General features: G+C 51.7%; 18 protein-coding genes. 12 read left to right on the top strand and 6 right to left on the bottom strand.

Going from position 1 to position 18582, the window contains the following annotated elements; genetic code table 11:
• The 5 genes from IJG50_02425 to IJG50_02405 all read left to right on the top strand — a co-directional run.
• On the top strand, nt 1-169 hold a 169-nt coding region (locus IJG50_02425; protein ID MBQ3378701.1), incomplete at its 5' end, for an SDR family oxidoreductase.
• Nucleotides 170-212: 43 nt separating this feature from the next.
• A complete protein-coding gene (locus IJG50_02420) occupies nt 213-1052 on the top strand; it encodes an SDR family oxidoreductase (protein MBQ3378700.1) in 840 nt (279 codons plus the stop codon).
• Nucleotides 1053-1219: 167 nt separating this feature from the next.
• On the top strand, nt 1220-2047 hold the full coding sequence (locus tag IJG50_02415; protein ID MBQ3378699.1) for an SDR family oxidoreductase: 828 nt from the start codon (nt 1220-1222) through the stop codon (nt 2045-2047).
• Between the two features lie 111 nt (nt 2048-2158).
• Nucleotides 2159-2983 carry an SDR family oxidoreductase gene (locus tag IJG50_02410; protein ID MBQ3378698.1) on the top strand — a complete coding sequence of 275 codons (825 nt, stop codon included), beginning with the start codon at nt 2159-2161 and terminating at the stop codon, nt 2981-2983.
• Nucleotides 2984-3062: 79 nt separating this feature from the next.
• Nucleotides 3063-4568, top strand: a complete 1506-nt coding sequence (locus IJG50_02405) for a hypothetical protein (protein MBQ3378697.1) — start codon at nt 3063-3065, stop codon at nt 4566-4568.
• 112 nt (nt 4569-4680) lie between these two features.
• On the opposite strand, the gene IJG50_02400 is transcribed toward IJG50_02405, so the two are convergent.
• Complete coding sequence (locus tag IJG50_02400; GenBank protein ID MBQ3378696.1) at nt 4681-4944, bottom strand: N-acetyltransferase; 264 nt, start codon at nt 4942-4944, stop codon at nt 4681-4683.
• Between the two features lie 150 nt (nt 4945-5094).
• Between IJG50_02400 and IJG50_02395 the strand changes: the two genes are divergently transcribed.
• From IJG50_02395 to IJG50_02375, 5 genes are all read left to right on the top strand, one after another.
• Nucleotides 5095-5970 (top strand): fumarylacetoacetate hydrolase family protein, encoded by an 876-nt coding sequence (locus IJG50_02395; GenBank protein ID MBQ3378695.1) that lies wholly within the window; start codon nt 5095-5097, stop codon nt 5968-5970.
• 15 nt (nt 5971-5985) lie between these two features.
• Nucleotides 5986-8754, top strand: coding sequence for a class I SAM-dependent DNA methyltransferase (locus tag IJG50_02390; protein MBQ3378694.1), 2769 nt, complete (start codon nt 5986-5988; stop codon nt 8752-8754).
• A gap of 85 nt (nt 8755-8839) precedes the next feature.
• Nucleotides 8840-9358 (top strand): flavodoxin family protein, encoded by a 519-nt coding sequence (locus tag IJG50_02385; protein ID MBQ3378693.1) that lies wholly within the window; start codon nt 8840-8842, stop codon nt 9356-9358.
• A gap of 139 nt (nt 9359-9497) precedes the next feature.
• Complete coding sequence (locus IJG50_02380; GenBank protein ID MBQ3378692.1) at nt 9498-10154, top strand: hypothetical protein; 657 nt, start codon at nt 9498-9500, stop codon at nt 10152-10154.
• A gap of 187 nt (nt 10155-10341) precedes the next feature.
• Nucleotides 10342-10911: a flavodoxin family protein gene (locus IJG50_02375; protein ID MBQ3378691.1), complete on the top strand. Its 570-nt coding sequence runs from the start codon at nt 10342-10344 to the stop codon at nt 10909-10911.
• 134 nt (nt 10912-11045) lie between these two features.
• Here the strand turns inward: IJG50_02375 and IJG50_02370 are convergent, their stop codons facing one another.
• Together IJG50_02370 and IJG50_02365 are read right to left on the bottom strand one after the other, a co-directional pair.
• Nucleotides 11046-11480: a DUF2442 domain-containing protein gene (locus IJG50_02370; GenBank protein ID MBQ3378690.1), complete on the bottom strand. Its 435-nt coding sequence runs from the start codon at nt 11478-11480 to the stop codon at nt 11046-11048.
• Nucleotides 11481-11567: 87 nt separating this feature from the next.
• The gene (locus tag IJG50_02365; protein ID MBQ3378689.1) at nt 11568-11747 is read right to left on the bottom strand and encodes a DUF4160 domain-containing protein; all 180 of its coding nucleotides are present in this window, start codon (nt 11745-11747) and stop codon (nt 11568-11570) included.
• A 212-nt stretch (nt 11748-11959) separates the two neighbouring features.
• Between IJG50_02365 and IJG50_02360 the strand changes: the two genes are divergently transcribed.
• Nucleotides 11960-12568: a CoA pyrophosphatase gene (locus IJG50_02360; protein MBQ3378688.1), complete on the top strand. Its 609-nt coding sequence runs from the start codon at nt 11960-11962 to the stop codon at nt 12566-12568.
• A gap of 80 nt (nt 12569-12648) precedes the next feature.
• On the opposite strand, the gene IJG50_02355 is transcribed toward IJG50_02360, so the two are convergent.
• From IJG50_02355 to IJG50_02345, 3 genes are read right to left on the bottom strand one after another with little or no spacing between them, the layout of a single operon-like run.
• Nucleotides 12649-12834, bottom strand: coding sequence for a ferredoxin (locus tag IJG50_02355; GenBank protein ID MBQ3378687.1), 186 nt, complete (start codon nt 12832-12834; stop codon nt 12649-12651).
• 27 nt (nt 12835-12861) lie between these two features.
• Nucleotides 12862-13512 carry a cupin domain-containing protein gene (locus IJG50_02350; GenBank protein ID MBQ3378686.1) on the bottom strand — a complete coding sequence of 217 codons (651 nt, stop codon included), beginning with the start codon at nt 13510-13512 and terminating at the stop codon, nt 12862-12864.
• A 2-nt stretch (nt 13513-13514) separates the two neighbouring features.
• A complete protein-coding gene (locus IJG50_02345) occupies nt 13515-14201 on the bottom strand; it encodes a DUF2249 domain-containing protein (GenBank protein MBQ3378685.1) in 687 nt (228 codons plus the stop codon).
• 452 nt (nt 14202-14653) lie between these two features.
• On the opposite strand from IJG50_02345, the gene IJG50_02340 reads away from it, so the two are divergent.
• Entirely contained in the window at nt 14654-18577 is a 3924-nt protein-coding gene (locus IJG50_02340; protein MBQ3378684.1) for a hypothetical protein, read from the top strand.
• Nucleotides 18578-18582 lie beyond the last annotated feature (5 nt).

Here is an 18582-nt window from a genome sequence, read left to right as displayed (position 1 = left end):
TGAAAACGATCCCGAATCCATAATGAAGAAGCTTGCCAGCCAGTCGGTATTCAAGCGTCCGCAGACTCCGCAGGACATGGCGAATGCGGTAATGTGGCTGTGCAGCGACGGCTCGAAGGAGATCACGGGACAGGAGCTCAACGTAGACTCCGGTATAATCCGCAGATAAGTTTGCAGATTTGAAAATCTCATAATAAAAAGGAGGTACACTGATGAAGGTATCATATGATTACAGCGGAAAAGTAGCCGTTGTTACCGGTTCCGCAACCGGTATAGGTCATGCGATCGCAATGGAATTCGCAAAGGCGGGCGCAGACATAGCCGTATGCGACTATAACGAGGAAAAAGGTAAGGCTACCGTTGAAGAAATAAAGGCTCTAGGCAGAAAGGCCGCATTCTTCAAGTGCGACGTATCGAAGGACGAGGACGTTGCCGCTATGAAGGAAGGCGTTATGAAGGAGTTCGGCACGATCGACTTCTTACTCAGCAACGCAGGCGTAAGCTACGGCTACAAGCCTGACAAGACTCCGTGCTTAGGCCCTCCGTTTACCAACGTACTCGTTTCCGACTGGGAGCGCATGTTCGACATCAACCTTTTCGGCATGGTAAGAGTTATACAGGCGTTCTACGACGTATTTGCCGAAAAGAAGGAAGGCAAGATAGTATGCACCGCATCTATCGCCGCTTTCGAGTCCACTTCGCTGCAGCCGCAGTATAACGCATCCAAGGCAGGCGTTATCAATCTTGTTCAGTCCGTATCGACAGATATGGGCCCCTACAACGTAAACGTAAACGCTATCTGCCCCGGCTTCGTATATACTCCCATGTATGAGCACGGCGCACAGGGATTTAAAGACTTAAGACCGCAGTTCTTCGCTGATACGAACGATCCGAAGTCGATAATGATGAAGCTTGCCGTAAATATGTCGTCTCTCCACAGAGCACAGACTCCGGAGGACCTGGCAAACGCAGCTTTGTTCCTTTGCTCCGACGCTGCAAAGGAGATAACGGGTCAGTATGTATGCGTTGACTCCGGTATCGTAACAAGATAACAAAATACAGTTTTACGCTGTGACGCGGGGCGCAAAAGCGCCCCGCGTTTTTTTGCTCCGGCGGGAGTAATTTTTATGGAATTCGTATAAAATCATTCACTTTTACAATAAGGTATGATACAATAGCAATACAAATCAAACTCTTTAACAGAGCAGGGGGTCATTCAATGGAAAACATCAAATTTGATTTTAAGGACCAGGTCGCAGTGATCACGGGCGCGGCTGCGGGCTTGGGACGCGCTATGGCGCTGCAGTTTGCAAAAGCGGGCGCGAATGTGGCAATATGCGACCTTAAAGAGGAGCTTGCGACAGAGACTGCGAAGCTTTGCGAAGCAGAGGGCGTTAAGGCGAAGTTTTACAAGCTGAACATCACCGACGAGGAGATGGCGGCACAGGTCAAGGAGGCGATTTTAAAGGATTTCGGCACGGTAGACATACTAGTAAACAACGCCGGAGTTACGACGGCTCCCGGCAAGATGGGCCCGCCGATGGCAAACATCGACCTTGACGACTGGAAGCGTTTAATTGGCACGAACCTTATCGGCACAGTCACAGTGACTAAGGCGTTCGCCCCCATCTTAAAGGAGAAGAAGCGCGGTAAGATAGTAAACATATCGTCGCAGACGGCTTACAACGTGACCGTATCCATGCCGCATTACTGCGCGTCAAAGCTTGCGATAGTAAGCTATACGCAGTCGTGCTCCGTTGAGCTCGGCAAGTTCAACGTAAACGTAAACGCCGTATGCCCCGGATACATATATACGCCCATCTACTACGGCGCGGGCAACGAGCTTATAGAGAAGTTCCCGGGACTTTTGGGCGACTGCAAGAGCGAGGAAGGGGTAGTAACGAAGCTTGCGCGCGTAAGCACGTCTTTGGGACGTCCCGAAAAGCCGGAGGACATCGCTTACTGCGTACTGTTCCTTGCTTCCGACGCCGCAAGCGAGATAACGGGCAACGCGATCATCGTCGATTCGGGCGGCGTAAGAAGATAATTCGGAAATATCGCCCAAACTCTTTTAAATCCGAAAAGAACGTGATATACTTAAATTAAAGTAACCGCATCTCGAACGAGAGGTTATATATAAGACAGGAGGTTAATTAATATGCAGAACGTGAAATTCAGTTTTCCGGGCAAAGTGGCCGTTATAACCGGCGCCGCTGCAGGCTTGGGCCGCGCTATGGCAGTTCAGTTCGCAAAGGCCGGCGCTAACGTGGCTATTTGCGATCTCAAGGAAGAGCTTGCCAAGGAAACCGAAAAAATGTGTCAGGACGAAGGCGTAAAGGCTAAGTTCTACAAGCTCGATATCACCAACGAAGAAATGGTAGCAGCTACGAAGGAAGCTATCGTTAAGGATTTCGGCACTGTTGATATCCTCGTAAACAACGCAGGCGTTACGACGGGTCCCGGCAAAATGGGTCCGCCGATGGCAAACATCGACCTGGCCGATTGGAGACGCCTTGTAGGAACTAACCTTATCGGTACCGTTACCGTAACTAAGGCTTTCGTTCCGATCTTCAAGGAGAAGAAGAGCGGCAAGATAGTAAACATCTCGTCGCAGGCAGCATACGCTCCGGCAGCGGCAATGCCGCATTACAACGCGTCGAAGCTTGCTATAATCAGCTACACGCAGTCCTGCTCCGTTGAGCTCGGCAAGTCGAACGTAAACGTAAACGCAGTATGCCCCGGCTTTATCTTCACCAATATGTACGTGGGCGCAGGTCAGGAGCTTATCGACAGATATCCGATGATCTTCGGCGACTGCAAGACTGAAGAAGACGTAGTTAAGAGACTGGCAGCCAACACCTCGCTCGGTCGTCCGCAGAAGCCTGAGGATATCGCTTACGCGGTACTGTTCCTCGCTTCCGACGCTGCAAGCGAGATCACGGGCAACGCAGTTATCGTTGACTCGGGCGGCATCAGAAGATAATTATTATATCATAAAGCTGATAAGGGAGCCCGTTTTGCGGCTCCCTTTGGCGTTCATACAAAAGAGCGAGGTGCAAAGTATGAAAAAAACGATAATTTCAGTTATATTGTCCGCGCTTATGGTGATAGCTCCGGCCGCTTTGGGATACGGGGCCGAGGCGGCCGACGCCGTAACGCTGACAAAGCAGGGCCTTACGGTGAACGGCCAAACAGTGCAGACTCAGGCTTACAATATCAACGGCAACAATTATTTTAAATTGAGAGACGTTGCGGCGATGGTAGGCGGCACGTCGTCGCAGTTCGACGTGGGATACGACGAGGCAAACCATGTTGTGACCGTTACGAAGGGCCAAAGCTACGAGGCGCAGGGCAATGAGAACAAAGCGGGAGAAGGTATGTCGTCAACGTGCGTAAAGAGCAGTCAGCGTGTGACGATAAACGGCAGGGAAGTGGATATGACGGCCTATAATATAGGGGGCAACAACTACTTCAAGCTGCGCGACCTCGGCATGACGCTCGGTTTCTACGTTGATTACGACGCGGCGGCTGCAAAAGTCCGCATATCGACGCCCGACGCGCTCGGCGACGCGGGCTGGATGAGCTCGTACCGCGAGGCTGTATCTTCGGCGCGTTATGATAATATCGGCGGCTCGTTTTTGACTTACGATGAGAACGACGCCGTATCGTATCAGCTTTACGATATCGACAAGGACGGCGTGCCCGAACTGTTCATGCATTACGGCTTTGCCGAAGCGGGACGCTATATGAAGATATATACGTATAAGAACGACGAGATGAAGCTTGCAGGCGAGATAGAGTGCGGTCATACGTCGCTTTATTCATGGCCGGGCGAAAATGCATGCGCTCTCTATTGGGGACATATGGGATACGCGTCTTTGTCGAAGATCTCTTTGGAGAACGGCGAGATAAAAGTAGCATATGGCTTATTTGAAGAGGATATAGGCGAAGGCGATTATACGCCGCTTAAGGATCTGGTGGCTGGATCCAAAATATTGGACGACTGGCGCATAGATATAGAGCTTCCGATACTTCAGTACCGCGATGTGCTCCAAAGCGCGCAGGGATACGAATGCCCGAAGTGGGCCGACGACGGCACGGCGCGCGCACAGATAATGGATACGATAAATAATAACGGCGAGCTTTTCTTCCTATGCTCCGACGCATACGGAGACGAGGGAGGATATATGCGCTTCGATGAGGCGTTGGATGCGGGCGGACCTGCCGACAACTACTCAAAAAAACCGCTTACGCCCTCGTATTATGCATGGGCTGACGTAAACAACGACGGAACTGACGAATGCATCGTTAAGCTTTCGCATGCGGCGGACGATACGTCGTCGGATATGGACGTATACGCAGTGATGAGCTGTCAGAACGGCGACGTCTACGCTTATACCGTGTCATACTTTGACGGAAAGGTGCTCCAAAACGGCGTATTCGTTGACGATTATGACTACGGCGTATATGAATACGCGCGGCGCGTGATGTTCTCGGGCGTCGTGGGATATACCTGCTATGTTGAAGAAACAGGTTCGACGCCGGAAGTTGAGTGGATAAAATATTAAATAAAAGGCGCGGACGATTTAATTCGCCCGCGCCTTTTTTGTCGGAGTTCGCGCGCTTATAGTGTGAGGCGCGTATACGCCCCCGATGTAATACAAAAAGGCGCCACGCCTTTTATTTCCCTATTTCCTCGGGGTGCTTTTCAAACCATTTAACGGCGTAAGGGCAGGTCGCGGCAGGCTTGAGACCGCGCGCTCTTATGACGCGGAGCGCCTCTCTTACAAGTCTGTCGGCAACGCCCTGCCCGCGCAGGGAAGGGTCGGTGAACGTGTGATCTATCACCGCCGTATCGCCGTGAGCCGGAAACGTTATCTCAGCCGCAAGGCGGCCGTTTTCATCAAGCGAGTAAATTCGTTCGTTCTCATATTTAAACTCCATGTCGTCACCTCTTTAAAAAGTATACCCGTTTTAGTTATAAAAAACAAGGCGGGCGGTATATATTTACTTTTAGCGGCCGAGTTGGTAAAATAAAAGAAAAAGAAATACGCCGCGTGTCAGTGCAGGATCTTTGCACGGTTGGGAGGAAATATGAAGCTTGTAACGTATGAATACATGAAAAAAACGGGCATAGGCATTTTGAACGCCGCCCCCGAGGGGAATACGATAGGCGTGCTTGAGGGACTTACGTCGCTTACGGAGATAATGGGCATGGAGGAGAAGAAGATACGCTCGTTCTACACGGGCGAGAATATCGCTTACGATAAGGCGCGCATTCTTGCGCCCATACCCGAGCCCGTGCGCGATATAATCTGCTTGGGCGTGAATTATCTCGACCATGCCGAGGAGTCGGCGCGCTTCAAGGCGGCTGATTTCAACGGCCCGCGCGAATATCCCGCATATTTCGGAAAGCGCGTAGACCGTGCGACGGGCGATAGGGGGATCATTCCGTGGCACGGCGACGTTGACGACCGTCTCGATTACGAGGTGGAGCTTGCGCTCATCATCGGCAAAACGGCGAAGCGCGTATCGCGTGATAACGCGCTCGACTATGTGTTCGGCTATACTATACTCAACGACGTGACGGCGCGCACCATTCAGCAGCGCCACCTTCAGTGGTATGCCGGCAAGAGCCTTGACGGATACTGCCCGATGGGGCCGTGCGTCGTGACAAAGAACGATTTGGACTACAATAATCTAAATATCCGTTCTTATGTAAACGGAGAACTTCGCCAGTCCTCCAACACCTCGAAGCAGATATTCGATATACCTTACGTAATATCGGAGCTTTCGCAGATGATAACGCTGCAAAAAGGCACGATAATCTCGACGGGCACGCCTGCAGGTGTGGGCGCGGGCTTCGATCCGCCTAAAACGCTTCATCCCGGCGACGAGGTCGTCTGCGAGATCGAGGGCATAGGCAGACTTACGAATATCGTGGAAACGCCCGAAGGATATAACGCATAACAAGGAGAAGACGAAATGACGGACGCAGAACGCCGCGCCGCCGCCAAAAGCTTTTCGGAGCATTGGAAGGATCGCGGAGACGAAAAACAGGACACGGCGGTATTTTGGATAGAGCTTTTACAAAAGGTATACGGCGTGGATAATCCCGCTCAATTTATATCGTTCGAGATGCCCGTAAAATTGGATCACACCAGCTTTATTGACGCATATATCGAAGAAACGCGCGTGCTCATAGAACAAAAGGGCATAAACATCGACCTAAGCAAGGGCTATAAGCAGTCGGACGGCAGCATACTTACGCCGTTCGGGCAGGCGCGCCGTTACGCCGGCTATATGCCGTTTAACAGGCAGCCGCGCTGGATAGTCGTATCGAACTTCAAGGAGTTTCAGATACACGATATGAACCGACCCAACGACCCGCCCGAGATAGTAGAGCTTTCTGATCTCGAAAAGGAGTATCAGCGCCTTTACTTCCTTACGGACATAGGAAAAGAGTATATAAAAAAGGAGATGGAGGTCTCCATTAAGGCGGGCGAGCTTGTGGGCGTTTTATACGATGCGCTTTTAAAGCAGTACAAGGACCCCGACAGCGCCGAAGCGCAAAGAAGCCTTAATATGCTGTGCGTGAGGTTCGTTTTTTGCCTATACGCCGAAGATGCCGGCGTTTTCGGCGGGCATACGATGTTTCACGATTATCTTGTAAAATACGATCCGGAGGATATGCGCGAGCACGTAAAACAGCTTTTTTACGTGCTCGATACACCTGTTGAGAAGAGGGACCCGTATTTAAAACCGTCGCTTGCGGCTTTTCCGTACGTAAATGGGGGACTTTTTGCCGAAAAAGAAATAGAAATACCGCAGTTTACGGAAGAAATAAAAAACGTGCTTCTGAAAAAAGCAAGCGCCGACTTCGACTGGTCACAGATAAGCCCCACGATATTCGGCGCGCTGTTTGAAAGCACCTTAAACCGCGAAACACGCCGGAAGGGCGGAATGCATTATACGTCAATAGAAAATATACATAAAGTCATAGATCCGCTTTTTTTAAACGATCTAAAGGCGGAGCTTTCGGAAATAAAGACTATAACCGTAACGAAAACGCGCGAAAAGCGCCTCAGAGAATTTCAGGAGAAGCTGTCGCACCCGTGCTTTTTCGACCCCGCCTGCGGAAGCGGCAATTTCCTTACGGAGACGTATATTTCTCTGCGGCGGCTTGAAAACGAGGTCATATCCCTGCTCAATTACGGTCAGCTTTCCTTCGGAAACGAGACGATAAACCCGATAAAGGTGTCGATAGGTCAGTTTTACGGCATTGAGATAAACGACTTTGCCGTAACGGTGGCAAAAACGGCGCTGTGGATAGCTGAGAGCCAAATGATGAAGGAGACCGAGGACGTAGTACATATGAGCCTTGAGTTTCTGCCGCTTAGAAGCTACGCCAACATAACGGAGGGCAACGCCCTGCGCATGGATTGGGAAAAGGTCGTGCCGAAAGAGAAGGTTAAGTATATCATGGGCAATCCGCCGTTCGTGGGGTATGCATACCAAACGTCTTTTCAGAAAGAGGATTTAAAATCACTTAATTCAGGCATGGGAAAAAATATAGACTATGTTGCAGGGTGGTATTATAAAGCAGCTGATTACATGGAAGGCACTGATGTGAGAGCGGCGTTTGTGTCTACCAATTCCATAACGCAGGGCGAGCAGGTCGCGGGCGTATGGAAGCCGCTTTACGACAGGTTTAATATACATATTGACTTTGCACACCGAACGTTTCGTTGGGACAGTGAGGCAAGTATCAAGGCGCATGTGCATTGTGTGATTGTAGGTTTTAGTACATTGCCTAATTCAAATAAAAAACGGTTGCAAAGCTCCGATAGAATACAGCTCGTTGACAATATAAATGCATATTTGCTGAATGCCCCGACAGTATTTATAGAAAAGCGTTCCAAGCCTCTTTGCGATGTCCCCGCAATGTGTAAAGGCAGCCAACCGACAGATGGAGGTAATTTAATACTTTCTCCGGAAGAAAAGGATGCTTTACTTTCAGAAGCACCCGAAGCCAAGCAATATATACGGGCTTTTATAGGGGCCGATGAATACATTAACAATAAGAGACGTTATTGTCTTTGGCTTGTAGGCGCATCCCCTGCATTTATAAAAAAGTGCAGGCCTGTTCGTGAGAGAGTTGAAAACGTAAGAAATACACGCCTTGCCAGCACAAAAGCCTCAACAAGACAATGGGCAGATAAACCGACACTGTTTACGGAAAACAGACATACTGAACATACGTATATTATTGTTCCGAGTGTGTCTTCGGAGCAGAGAAAGTATGTTCCGATAGGATTTTTATCTCCGGAGACAGTAGCAAGCAATCTTGTTTTAATTATCCCCGACGCAAAGCTTTATCATTTCGGCGTTCTCACCTCCAACGTCCACATGGCGTGGATGCGCGCCGTGTGCGGCAGGCTAAAAAGCGATTACCGCTATTCCAATACGATCGTCTACAACAACTTCCCGTGGCCGTCGCCGACAGAGGAACAGAAGGCGAAAATCGAGAAAACGGCGCAGGCGATACTTGACGCGCGAGAGCTTAATCCCGAATCGAGCCTTGCCGACTTGTACGACGAGGCGTCGATGACGGCGGCGCTGCGCCGCGCGCATCAGGACAACGACCGCGCAGTCATGGCGGCCTACGGCTTCCCCGTAAAGGGCTTTACCGAGACGGACTGCGTATCCGCGCTTATGCGCATGTACGCCGAGCTTGCACGAAGAGCAAAATAGTTTTTTCTTAAATAAATGCATTTTTTTACGCGCGCATACGTCTTTATGGTACAATGTAGGTGAATTTTTTTGAAGGAGCGTAAGTATGGCAAAAATTATGATATTAAACGGAGCGGCAAGAAAGAACGGAAATACATACGCGCTGGTGAAGGCTTTCACATACGGCGCTGAAAGCGCGGGCAATGAGGTGACAGAGTTTTATCTTCAAGACATGGAGATCCACGGATGCCTCGGATGTAACGGTTGTGCAAGAGCTCCTAAAGGCAGCGAAAATCCGTGCGTTCAAAAAGATGATATGGCTGAGATCAACAAGGCGTTTCGCACGGCAGACGTTATAGTGTTTGCTTCACCGGTCTATTTTTGGACGATCACGGGTACGCTTAAAACGGCAGCTGACAGGCTCTATGCCGAATTGAAGAATCTTGGCTACGGCGCCTTTCCTCGAAAGAGCGTGCTGCTCATGACTGCGGGCGGTTCTGATTACAGCCAGGCAACAAGATGGTATGAGACATACGAGCGCAATCTTGGCTGGACAAATCTCGGAGAAGTGCTTGGCGTCGGGAAAGAGGCGGCGGCAAAAGCGTTGGGCGCGTCGATCTCATAAACAAAATACGCATGACGTTATAAACATAGATGCTTAAGAAGCCTATGTCTGATAAGGAATATGAAATCTGCCCGTAGTATCTCGTAGAGACGGCATGGAGTTCATAATAAACAATTTTTTTGAAAGAAGGCATAAATCTATGAAAAAACTTATTGCGCTTATATTGGCGCTTGCAATGGTATTCGCTTTTGCGGCCTGCTCAAACAACGGCGACGAGACGCCCGCAAGCGATACATCCGAGACGACCGATACGGAAAACGGCTCGACCGAGACGGCTCCGCCCGAAATATCGGCACAGCTTCGCGCAGACTTTGAAAAGGCGTTTGAGGGCGCGGCTGGCGTTCATTTGACGCCCGTGGCATATTTCGGCGAAACATCGTCGGGCACGGCTTTCCTTGCGCGCGTAGAGTTTTTGGGCGAACAGCCGGAGACGTTTATGCTAGTGTACCTTACCGAGGACGACTCCGGCGTGCCGCTTTTGTCGAGAATGGCCGATACGGGAGTGCTAACGCATGTTTCCTCCGGAAACGAGTCGGGCGGATGGGGAGACCCCGAGTCGCCCGTAGTGACGGACGAGCTTCACGCGATATTCGACCGCGCGTTTGAGGATCACGAGGGCGCGCCGTTCATACCGCTTGCGCTCGTGTCCCAGCAGGTAGTAGGCGGCATGAATTACTGCTTCTTCTGTCAGACCGAGAATGAAAACGGCGACCCCGCGAACGCGTTCGTATACATTTATACGGACCTCGGCGAAAGATCGGAAATAACCGATATAATCCCCATTGGCGAACAGTAAGACAAAGTGAAAAAACGCCTCACGATCCGTTTTGCGGGCAAAAGAGGCGTTTTTGCTTATTTTTGCAAATATTTTACAAAAGAAAATTGACAAAAAATCCTGAATTATGATATATTACAAATATACACGCGCCGCAGACGCTCCTGCGGCGTTTCGGACGACTTATAAAGCGAAAGGGAGATGAAATATGAAAAAAATACTTATCGTGAACGGAAGTAAGAGGAAAAAGGGAAATTCGTATGCGCTTGAAGCGTATATGGCAGGGAAGCTTGCGGGCAAAGCCGAGGTCGTAGAGTTCAACGTGGGCGAAAAGGATGTGCGCGTGTGCATGGCGTGCGACGCCTGCAAGAAGAAGGAGGAGCCCTTCTGCATTCAGAAGGACGACTTTACCGCGCTTATCCCCGAGATAGACAAGTGCGACGCGATGGTGATATTAGGCCCCGTGCATTACGGCCGCTTCCCCGCGCAGCTTCGGGCGTTTCTTGACAGAACGTATTCGTTTATGAATTTCAAGCGCTCCGATTTCTCCATGGCAAGCCGCAAGGACAAGAAGATAGCGGGCTATCTCTGCTGCGGCGTGGGCCCTGCGGACGTTTATGTAAAGGCTCTCGACGAGGATCTCAGATGCTTTGCGATGGCGGGATTCGTTGATTATAAGGCATACGTTGCGGGCGGAGTAGGCGTGCCCGGCAGCGTTATGGAGAACCCCGACTACGTTAAGGCGGCCGACGATATCGTTGACTGGCTGCTTGCGTGAGTCAAGGCGGAAAAAGCCGACTCACGGTGAAGATGCTTTGACGCGGAAGATTACGGCTTAACAAAGATATGAAACCGGCGCGGCCGTGACGGCCGCGCCGGTTTTGTCCGCTTTGATTTCGGTATAGTATCCGTTCACAGTTTCGGCTGGCCGTATTCCCGCTTCATGGCCTCGGTGGAAATCACCCACTGCTTACCGTATTTGCAGGCGTCCACGCCGTTTACAAGCTTGCCGTAGGCGATGGCCTTGCGAAGAGTGCTTTCATTGAGACCCCAAAGCCGGGTAGCGTCGGTAAAGGCCATGAGCCCGTCAAACGGCGTTTTGACAGCCTCGCCGTTTTCAAACAGTTCGTCGCAGGACAGGTCAATATCATCATTCCAGATGACGCCGTAGCCGCCCGCGTCGACCTCTACACAGAAAAACAGCTCCGGCGAATCCTTCAAAGCTTTAAACGGCGCCCATTTATCAAACAGGGGCTTTACGTCATATATTTTGGTCACGCCTTCCACGAACTGAACGCTCAGACGATAGTCCGGCAGAGCGTTGACCGTTTTCACCTTATGGAACATAGTATCAACTCCTTATTCGAGGGGAGAAAGGGGCCGAAACTCCTGCGTCTCCCACATATGCAGAAGCTCGTTTTTATGGATATCCGCTCATTCCCGTACCATGGCAAGCGCCTTCGGCGGCAGATGGCCTTCCAGCACCTCGCCCGTCTTTATATCAACCGCGGCCATATCCTCACCGTAAATGGCGTGGATATGCGGCGGATCATGCTCCGCCTGCTGAAAATACATTCGAATAATGATCCCGTAAAATCGGGACAATACCGGCATAAAAATACCCCCTTGATTTGCGGCTGTTTATATTATATCACGGAATCGTGAAAATTACAACCGATCCCGGAAATATATATTATGATGCAAAACACGAAGGGGAGACTTTCAACGATGGGCGGCCCTTTTTCGCATATTTATGATCCGTGAATGTGGATTTTACGCGCGGGAAGTGATAATATATTATTATCAACTCGATCGAGGTGGCATATATGGAACTTAAAGATATACGGCAAAGGCTTACGGGACACGAGGCGGAGCTTATAAGGCCGAAAAAAACGTCCGTAGCCTCGGTGCTTGTGCCGATAATAGAGAAGGACGGAGGGCTTCACGTTGTATTTGAAAAGCGGGAGAGCCATATTCCGCAGGGCGGCGAGATATGCTTCCCCGGGGGACACGCGGAGGCGGGGGAAACGCCCGCAGAGGCGGCCGTGCGCGAAACGTCGGAGGAGCTTCTTCTGCCGAAGGAGAATATCGAGCTTATCGCGCCGCTCCATATCCTTCCGGGGCGCGGCATAAAGGAAGTCCACTCCTTTTTGGGCTTTCTGCACGACTACAAGGGCGGCGCGGAGCCCACGGAGGTGGAGCGCGTATTTTCGCTGCCGCTTTCGCATCTTATCAACACGCCGCCGAAGATATATAAGGGGAGGCTTCAGGTGCAGCCGGGCGACGACTTCCCGTATGACGAGATACCCGGCGGAAAAAATTATCCCTTCGCCTATGCCACCCGCATATTCTACTTCTACGACAGTCCCTGCGGCGCAATATGGGGACTGACGGCGGAGCTTCTTTATCAGTTCATTGAGCTTTTGCGAAAATAGACAATACAGAATAATTTGATCCCCTGTCGGAGAGCCGACAGGGGATCTTTCTAAAATGTGCGCTTGAAAGACGTCTGCTTTTACGCTTCTTCGATGGCCAAGGCGGGGCAGCCGTCTTTCGCTTCGGCTGCGGCGGCAAGATTTTCCTCGGGCACATCCGTATCAATGGCGACGGCAAGGCCGCCCGCGCCCATGGCGAATACCTCGGGGCAGCACGCCGTGCAGAGTCCGCATCCTATGCATGCTTCGTTTACTATGTATTTCATGATCTTGACCTCCTTATGCCTGTTTTGTTATTCCAATGTCAATAAAAGCGCCATTTTAAACTTCTTTGCCGCCTTTACATAGTGCATTCCGCCCTTGGCAAAAGAGAAGTTTTCGCCCGCCTTTATGAAATGTTCCCTGCCTTCGTAGCCTATTATACCCTCGCCGTCGAGCGCGAAGATCACAGCCTCTTTGGGAGCCGCATGCTCGGGAAGCCCCGTGCCCTCGTCAAACGCCATGACCACGAATTTCATCTTGTCATTATGCAGTACGTCCATGTTGACGATCTTTCCGTCTACATAGGGAACAAGATCCGCCAGCTTAAAAACTTCTCCTGCTTTGATCGCTTCGTTCATCGCATCATCCCTCCTTACCGATATTTCCGTATAAACAGCGCCTTTGGATGTTCTTATGCCCACCGGCGTATTGATGTGGGTGATCAAGCAGTCGCCTGTTGTCAGAGACTTCTTTAGATCGCTTCCATACGCCTCCATGCTGCCGTCCGCCACTATAAGCAGTTTGTGATAGGGATATATCTCCGCGCTTATATCGGTGTTTTTTGCCAGAGAAAAGTAAGTAATATCGTTTGCCCCGCTGTATATGGTTTTGGATATCGTGCAGCCGGATACGGGCTGATTGTCCTTTGCTATGGAGAATACCTCTCCGATTTTTTCCTTCATGCTCACATCACCTTAACGTCGGGATTCTTCTCGCCGAACTTTTCTTTCAGAGCCTCGCATATATCCTTGCGCTCGGCGCCTCGTTTTTCCATGTTCTTTATCGTCTTATATGCCGCGAATAAGGTTGAGGGACCTATCTCCGAGCTGAAATAGCCTATGCCCTGATTCCATGCAATAAGCTCAAACACATCGTCAAGCGCCGCGCTGTCAAGCCCATGTATGTATGCCTTGACAAGCTCGCGCGTTGCCTGGCGCATTCTGCCTGCACCTACGGCGTTTGTAAGCGATAAAAGCAGGCGTATCTCATACGGCAGATGACGCTTTTCGTCGTTCCATGTAAGGTCCCAAAAGCCGACGGAGATATTGCCGAGCCTTTCATCGATAAGCGGCATATTTGTAAGAGCCGCCGGGCGCATGGGTATATCATTTTCTTCCGTTTTCACTGCCGTGCGATAGAAGTAAGCGTGATATTCGGCGTCGCCCTTTTGCTCGGTATAATGCTCAAATCCGAGCCCTTCCATTACTTCATACAGCGGTATCGGATCGAAGCTCTGGATAACTTCAATTCCGGAGCCTGCGGGCACAGAAGCGGCCTGTTTTTTTAGTCCCGCAAAGAAATTCCCCTGAATGCCTCTTACATCGATTTTTTTAAAGCCTTCCGTTTTATCCTTCCATTTTGTATAGCTCATTGTTATGCCTCCTTTACCTTATGACTCGTTTTTCGGTCATCTCTTGCCTTCTGATTGAATTATAGAATAACGAACGAAAGAAGTATGTGGTTATAACCACAAAATGAAGAAAAATAGATTTTTTCGCCATGAAAGAAATCGCAGAGAAAAAAGAGGCGAATAAAACTAGGCGCAGCCATCCGAGAGGCTTTTCGGCAGGTCGCCCGTGCCGTCTTGTGAAAGGTTTTTCAAAGATGATCTTTACGCCGCCGCTTTGATTGGTTCACATCATGATATGATAATTGAAAAATGTGAAAATAACAGGTATACTATTCTTGACATATCCATAAACCGATGCGCTCGTATCGTATTTGGCGGCGGGTAAAGCCGCTGTTTTTAAACGGTTGGATCGATGCGTCCCCTGTGGGCACATTGCGCAGAACGGACAAAAAGACAAAAAGGAGGCATTTCCCATGACATGGATCCGGAAACGAATCATTGCAGGATTGACGGCGCTTCTTATGCTTATAGTGCTTCTGCCTACGTGGGCTTTGGCGGATGATGATCGAAAGATAGACGACGGCGACGTGTGGACCGCCATTGGGGAACTGGAGCAGGCCGGCATAGAAGAGGCCGCACACCTCATGGAAGACGGGACGGATCCGGCCAAAAACCCGGAATACTACGCCTCCCTGTCCGAACAGGTGGAGGCCCTGGTCACCGCGAGAGCCGATTATGAGCCGGGCAGCGTCATACGCCGCGGGGCGTTTTTCTTCTGGAAGGACACCTCCGGCGTGGTCTACGGCTACTCCCCGGATCTGCGGGCCCAGCTCAATGGAGGCCGGGAGCAGGAGGACACGGAGGCGTTGGAGGATGCGTCAGCCTTGGATGCAAAGATCGCCGCCCTAGAAGAGGCCCAGGCCGCCCGCACAAAGAGCGCTTCGGAGGAGGTCGTTCTCATGGGCGGGACCACCACCGACCCCGACGTGGCGGTGTTCAGCCCCTACTATCCCAACTATGACGAAAGATTTACAAAATCGGTCTATTACCGGGGTCTGCAGATCGCACAGGCCACCGGCGGAAAGTGTACCTTTTATTATGGCACAGACGTCACCATCGATAAGATAGCCAAGGCTTTGACCGAAAACGGCGTGATCTTCTTCGACACACACGGAAGCACGGACAACACTCTTTTTGAACTAGTCGCCGCGCCGGGCAACACCGCGTATCTCACTCTGACGAACAGGACAGGCATCGACTGGGAAAAAGACGGGGCAAAGGTCACCGCTCCTAACGGGGACGAGTACTATCACGTCTTCATCTTCGGATGGGAGAAATGCTGCATCGACGGCGCCGTCATCGTCAACCATGTGAAGGGCGAGGTGGTCACCGGACTGTTCGGCCTGAACTGCTGTATGGGCATGAAGAACGACGGCCTGTGCCGCCCCCTCCGGGAGGCCGGGGTGGAGGTAGTCTACGGCTATTCCCAGCCTGTCACATTTACAACCAACAATTTGCACCTGAGATTTCTGGCCGAGGCCCTGACCCGGGGAATGGACGGAGCCGGGATCGCCCGATACATGAAGGAACAGACGTGCCAATATGTGCTTGAAAACTTAAATCTGAACGATTACACCCGGGAAAACCTCACTTCCCTTGGCTCGATTTGTTGGGATCCATACCACTACAACCTTTCGGAAGAGAGGGCGCGCGAAAACATGGACGCCTTCCTGCTGTTCTGTTCTCCGGAGGATCCCTATCCGGCGGAGGGGCATCGGGATCAGCCCCAAACCGTCAGATCCACCTGGCGGCTGTCTCTGGCCGGCGGAGGGACAGACAGCGGAAATATCCACATATCCTGCGAGACCGGCCAAGAGATCGAACAGTTCTTCCCTAACGCTGTGAAAACTGAGCTTATCGGCGGCAGCCTTCCGGGTACGCTCGAGATCAAAACGAAGACATATGGCGGAGAAGATATCCCCGCCCTGTGCGGCAATGTGGGCGACGTCCCCGGATACTATGAAGCTTTCTTCAACGTGACCTTCAAAGGCGGCGCCAAGGGGAACCGCCGGGCGGAGATCCTGGTTATAGACAGGACGAACGATCAAACAACTGAAGAAACCCTGCTCGCCGAGGCCGGAACGGAGCAGACGCTTACGTTTGACTACTGGGATACGGCAGATAACTTTGGTTACCGGAAGATAGACGGAGAGATCCCGCCGGGGATGGAGATCGTTTACGACAAGGAAACCGGCCTGAGCTTTCAGGGCAAGCCAATCATTCCCGGGTGGTATGCGTCCCTATGGCGCATCGTGCTGAAAAACGGCAAGGAGATATACCATAACGTCAGGGTCCATGTCCCCGGCAAGGAGTTGGAGACAAGCGAGAGCTTTCTGGCAAGCACCTATAATGAATATCACTATGATCTGGCGGCGCAGGATCCCTCCGCCGTGGTGCAGATGGACCTGCTGAGCGGGGCTCTCCCGCCCGGGATGAGCTGGCGCTGCAGCATAAGCGAGCCCCCCTGTATCCTGGGCCGGCCCTCCGAGGTGGGCAGTTACTCCGCCCGCTTTCGCTTCCTCTGCAGTGACGGTACCGTTCAGTACCATACGGTAAACGTCTCGACCTTCGTGCCGGGACGCCCTCTATCCTCCTACACTGTATACGTGGGCGGCGGACAGGCTCTGGTACCCAAGAAGGATTTTGACAACGTGATCCTTCACACGTTGATGGGAGCTGTGAACGCACATCAGATCAAGTGGAACATCTCCAAGGACGGCAGCGAAATGTATCTGGATCTGGACAACGACGGAAACTTCGATGTGATAGCGACCTTACCCGAAGGGAGCTTTGTGCTCTTCCGGAAGGTATCCGGCTGCTCGATCACTGCCAACGCATTTACGTTGACTCTGAACCCCACGGCCATAACGCAGGCTCAGAGCTTCGGCAATTACGCGGAAAAGCTCGTCTTCCGCCTGGCCGACTCCTTTGATCTGTATGTGGACGGGACCCGGGTCACCACCGGTAACATGCGGGATATCCTGGGCGACGGCGTCTTCTCCTTCGACGGCGGCGTCACCCTTTCCGTCCACGGGGACTATTATTCCATCGCCTCGAATTCTCCTGTGATTTCGAACGGGATGCCGAATCTTGTCGTTCAGGTGGATACGGACAGCATACTGGGAAGCCGCACGGACTGTATCCGTACCTGCGCGCCCATGACTATCCGGGGGACCGGAAAGCTGACACTTAAGACCCAGGAGAACGGCATCGTGAGCGAAGGGACGCTGATAGAGCTTCTTAATCTGGATCTGAAGATCACAGCCGACAAAAAGGGTATTGTCTCCGACGGCTCCGGCACGCCCCACGCCAGGATCATCCGCTCCAACGTGGATATCGACAGCGGGACTGGAGCGATGTACGGCTTTTGGAGCATCGGGCTTGATCACGCTGCGATCACCGACCCCGTTTACGGGCAGGTAAAGGAACCGCTGCCTGTGGAGTCCGACTCGAATCTGTGCCTTGTGGACGAGAACCGCAATCTGCTGACCCATGCGACCATTACAGCCTGGCATACAAAATATGATCTGTCGGTCAACGGCATACAGGTGACGGATCAAAATCAGACGGACATTCTGGGCGACGGGAAATTCTCCTATGACGAGGAGAGCAATGTGCTGAATATAAGCGGCAGCCTGGAGTCAAATGAAACCATTGTTGCAAGCGATATCGACGAACTCAGGATACTTGCAGCGCCGGGAACGGTTCTGAAAACAAGTAAATTTATCTGCCTGGATCTGGGCGGCGACACAACGCTCAGCGGCGGGCCGCTGACGGTCATCTCCACCGGCAAATTCTCCGGACGGGGAATTTTAGTTGATTCGGACAGCACCCTCACCGTGTCGAATATGGATCTGACCGTCGAAGGCAGCAAGTACGCTATCAGCGCCCAAACAGGCGAAAACAACCGTCTGGCGCTTTGGGCCTCCAACGTGACCGCCTCCGGAAAAAGCGGGGCGATCTGCGGATTTGCCGCCGGCGGCGTCGAGCTTTACGACTGTGAGCTCATTTTACCGGCGGGCGGTAAGTTTTCGAGCGGCGCCGTTACAGACGGAGAGACTGCCGCCGCCCTGGTGGAGATCGGCTGCGATCACGCATCTGTCAGCGGCACTATATTAACATATCAACTCAACCTCCCGGGCAGCGGCACGGCAAAGCTGATCGCGGCCTGGTATGACGCGGAGGGGAAGCTTTTGGGGACGGCTATGACCGAGGCGCCGCGGGGCGCCCAAGTTAAGGGGACGATCGAGGTGAATAACGGAGCGGATCATTACAGGCTGTTTGCGCTTGACAAGAATTCCGCGCCGATCAAAGGAGCGCTTAAATGCTCCGAATGACCCTT

It is taken from the genome of Clostridia bacterium, assembly GCA_017405765.1.
In the GTDB taxonomy this organism is placed as follows: Bacteria; Bacillota; Clostridia; order Oscillospirales; family RGIG577; genus RGIG577.
The sequence above is the reverse complement of the archived record's forward strand: the minus strand, read 5'-3'. Positions and strand labels throughout refer to the sequence as shown.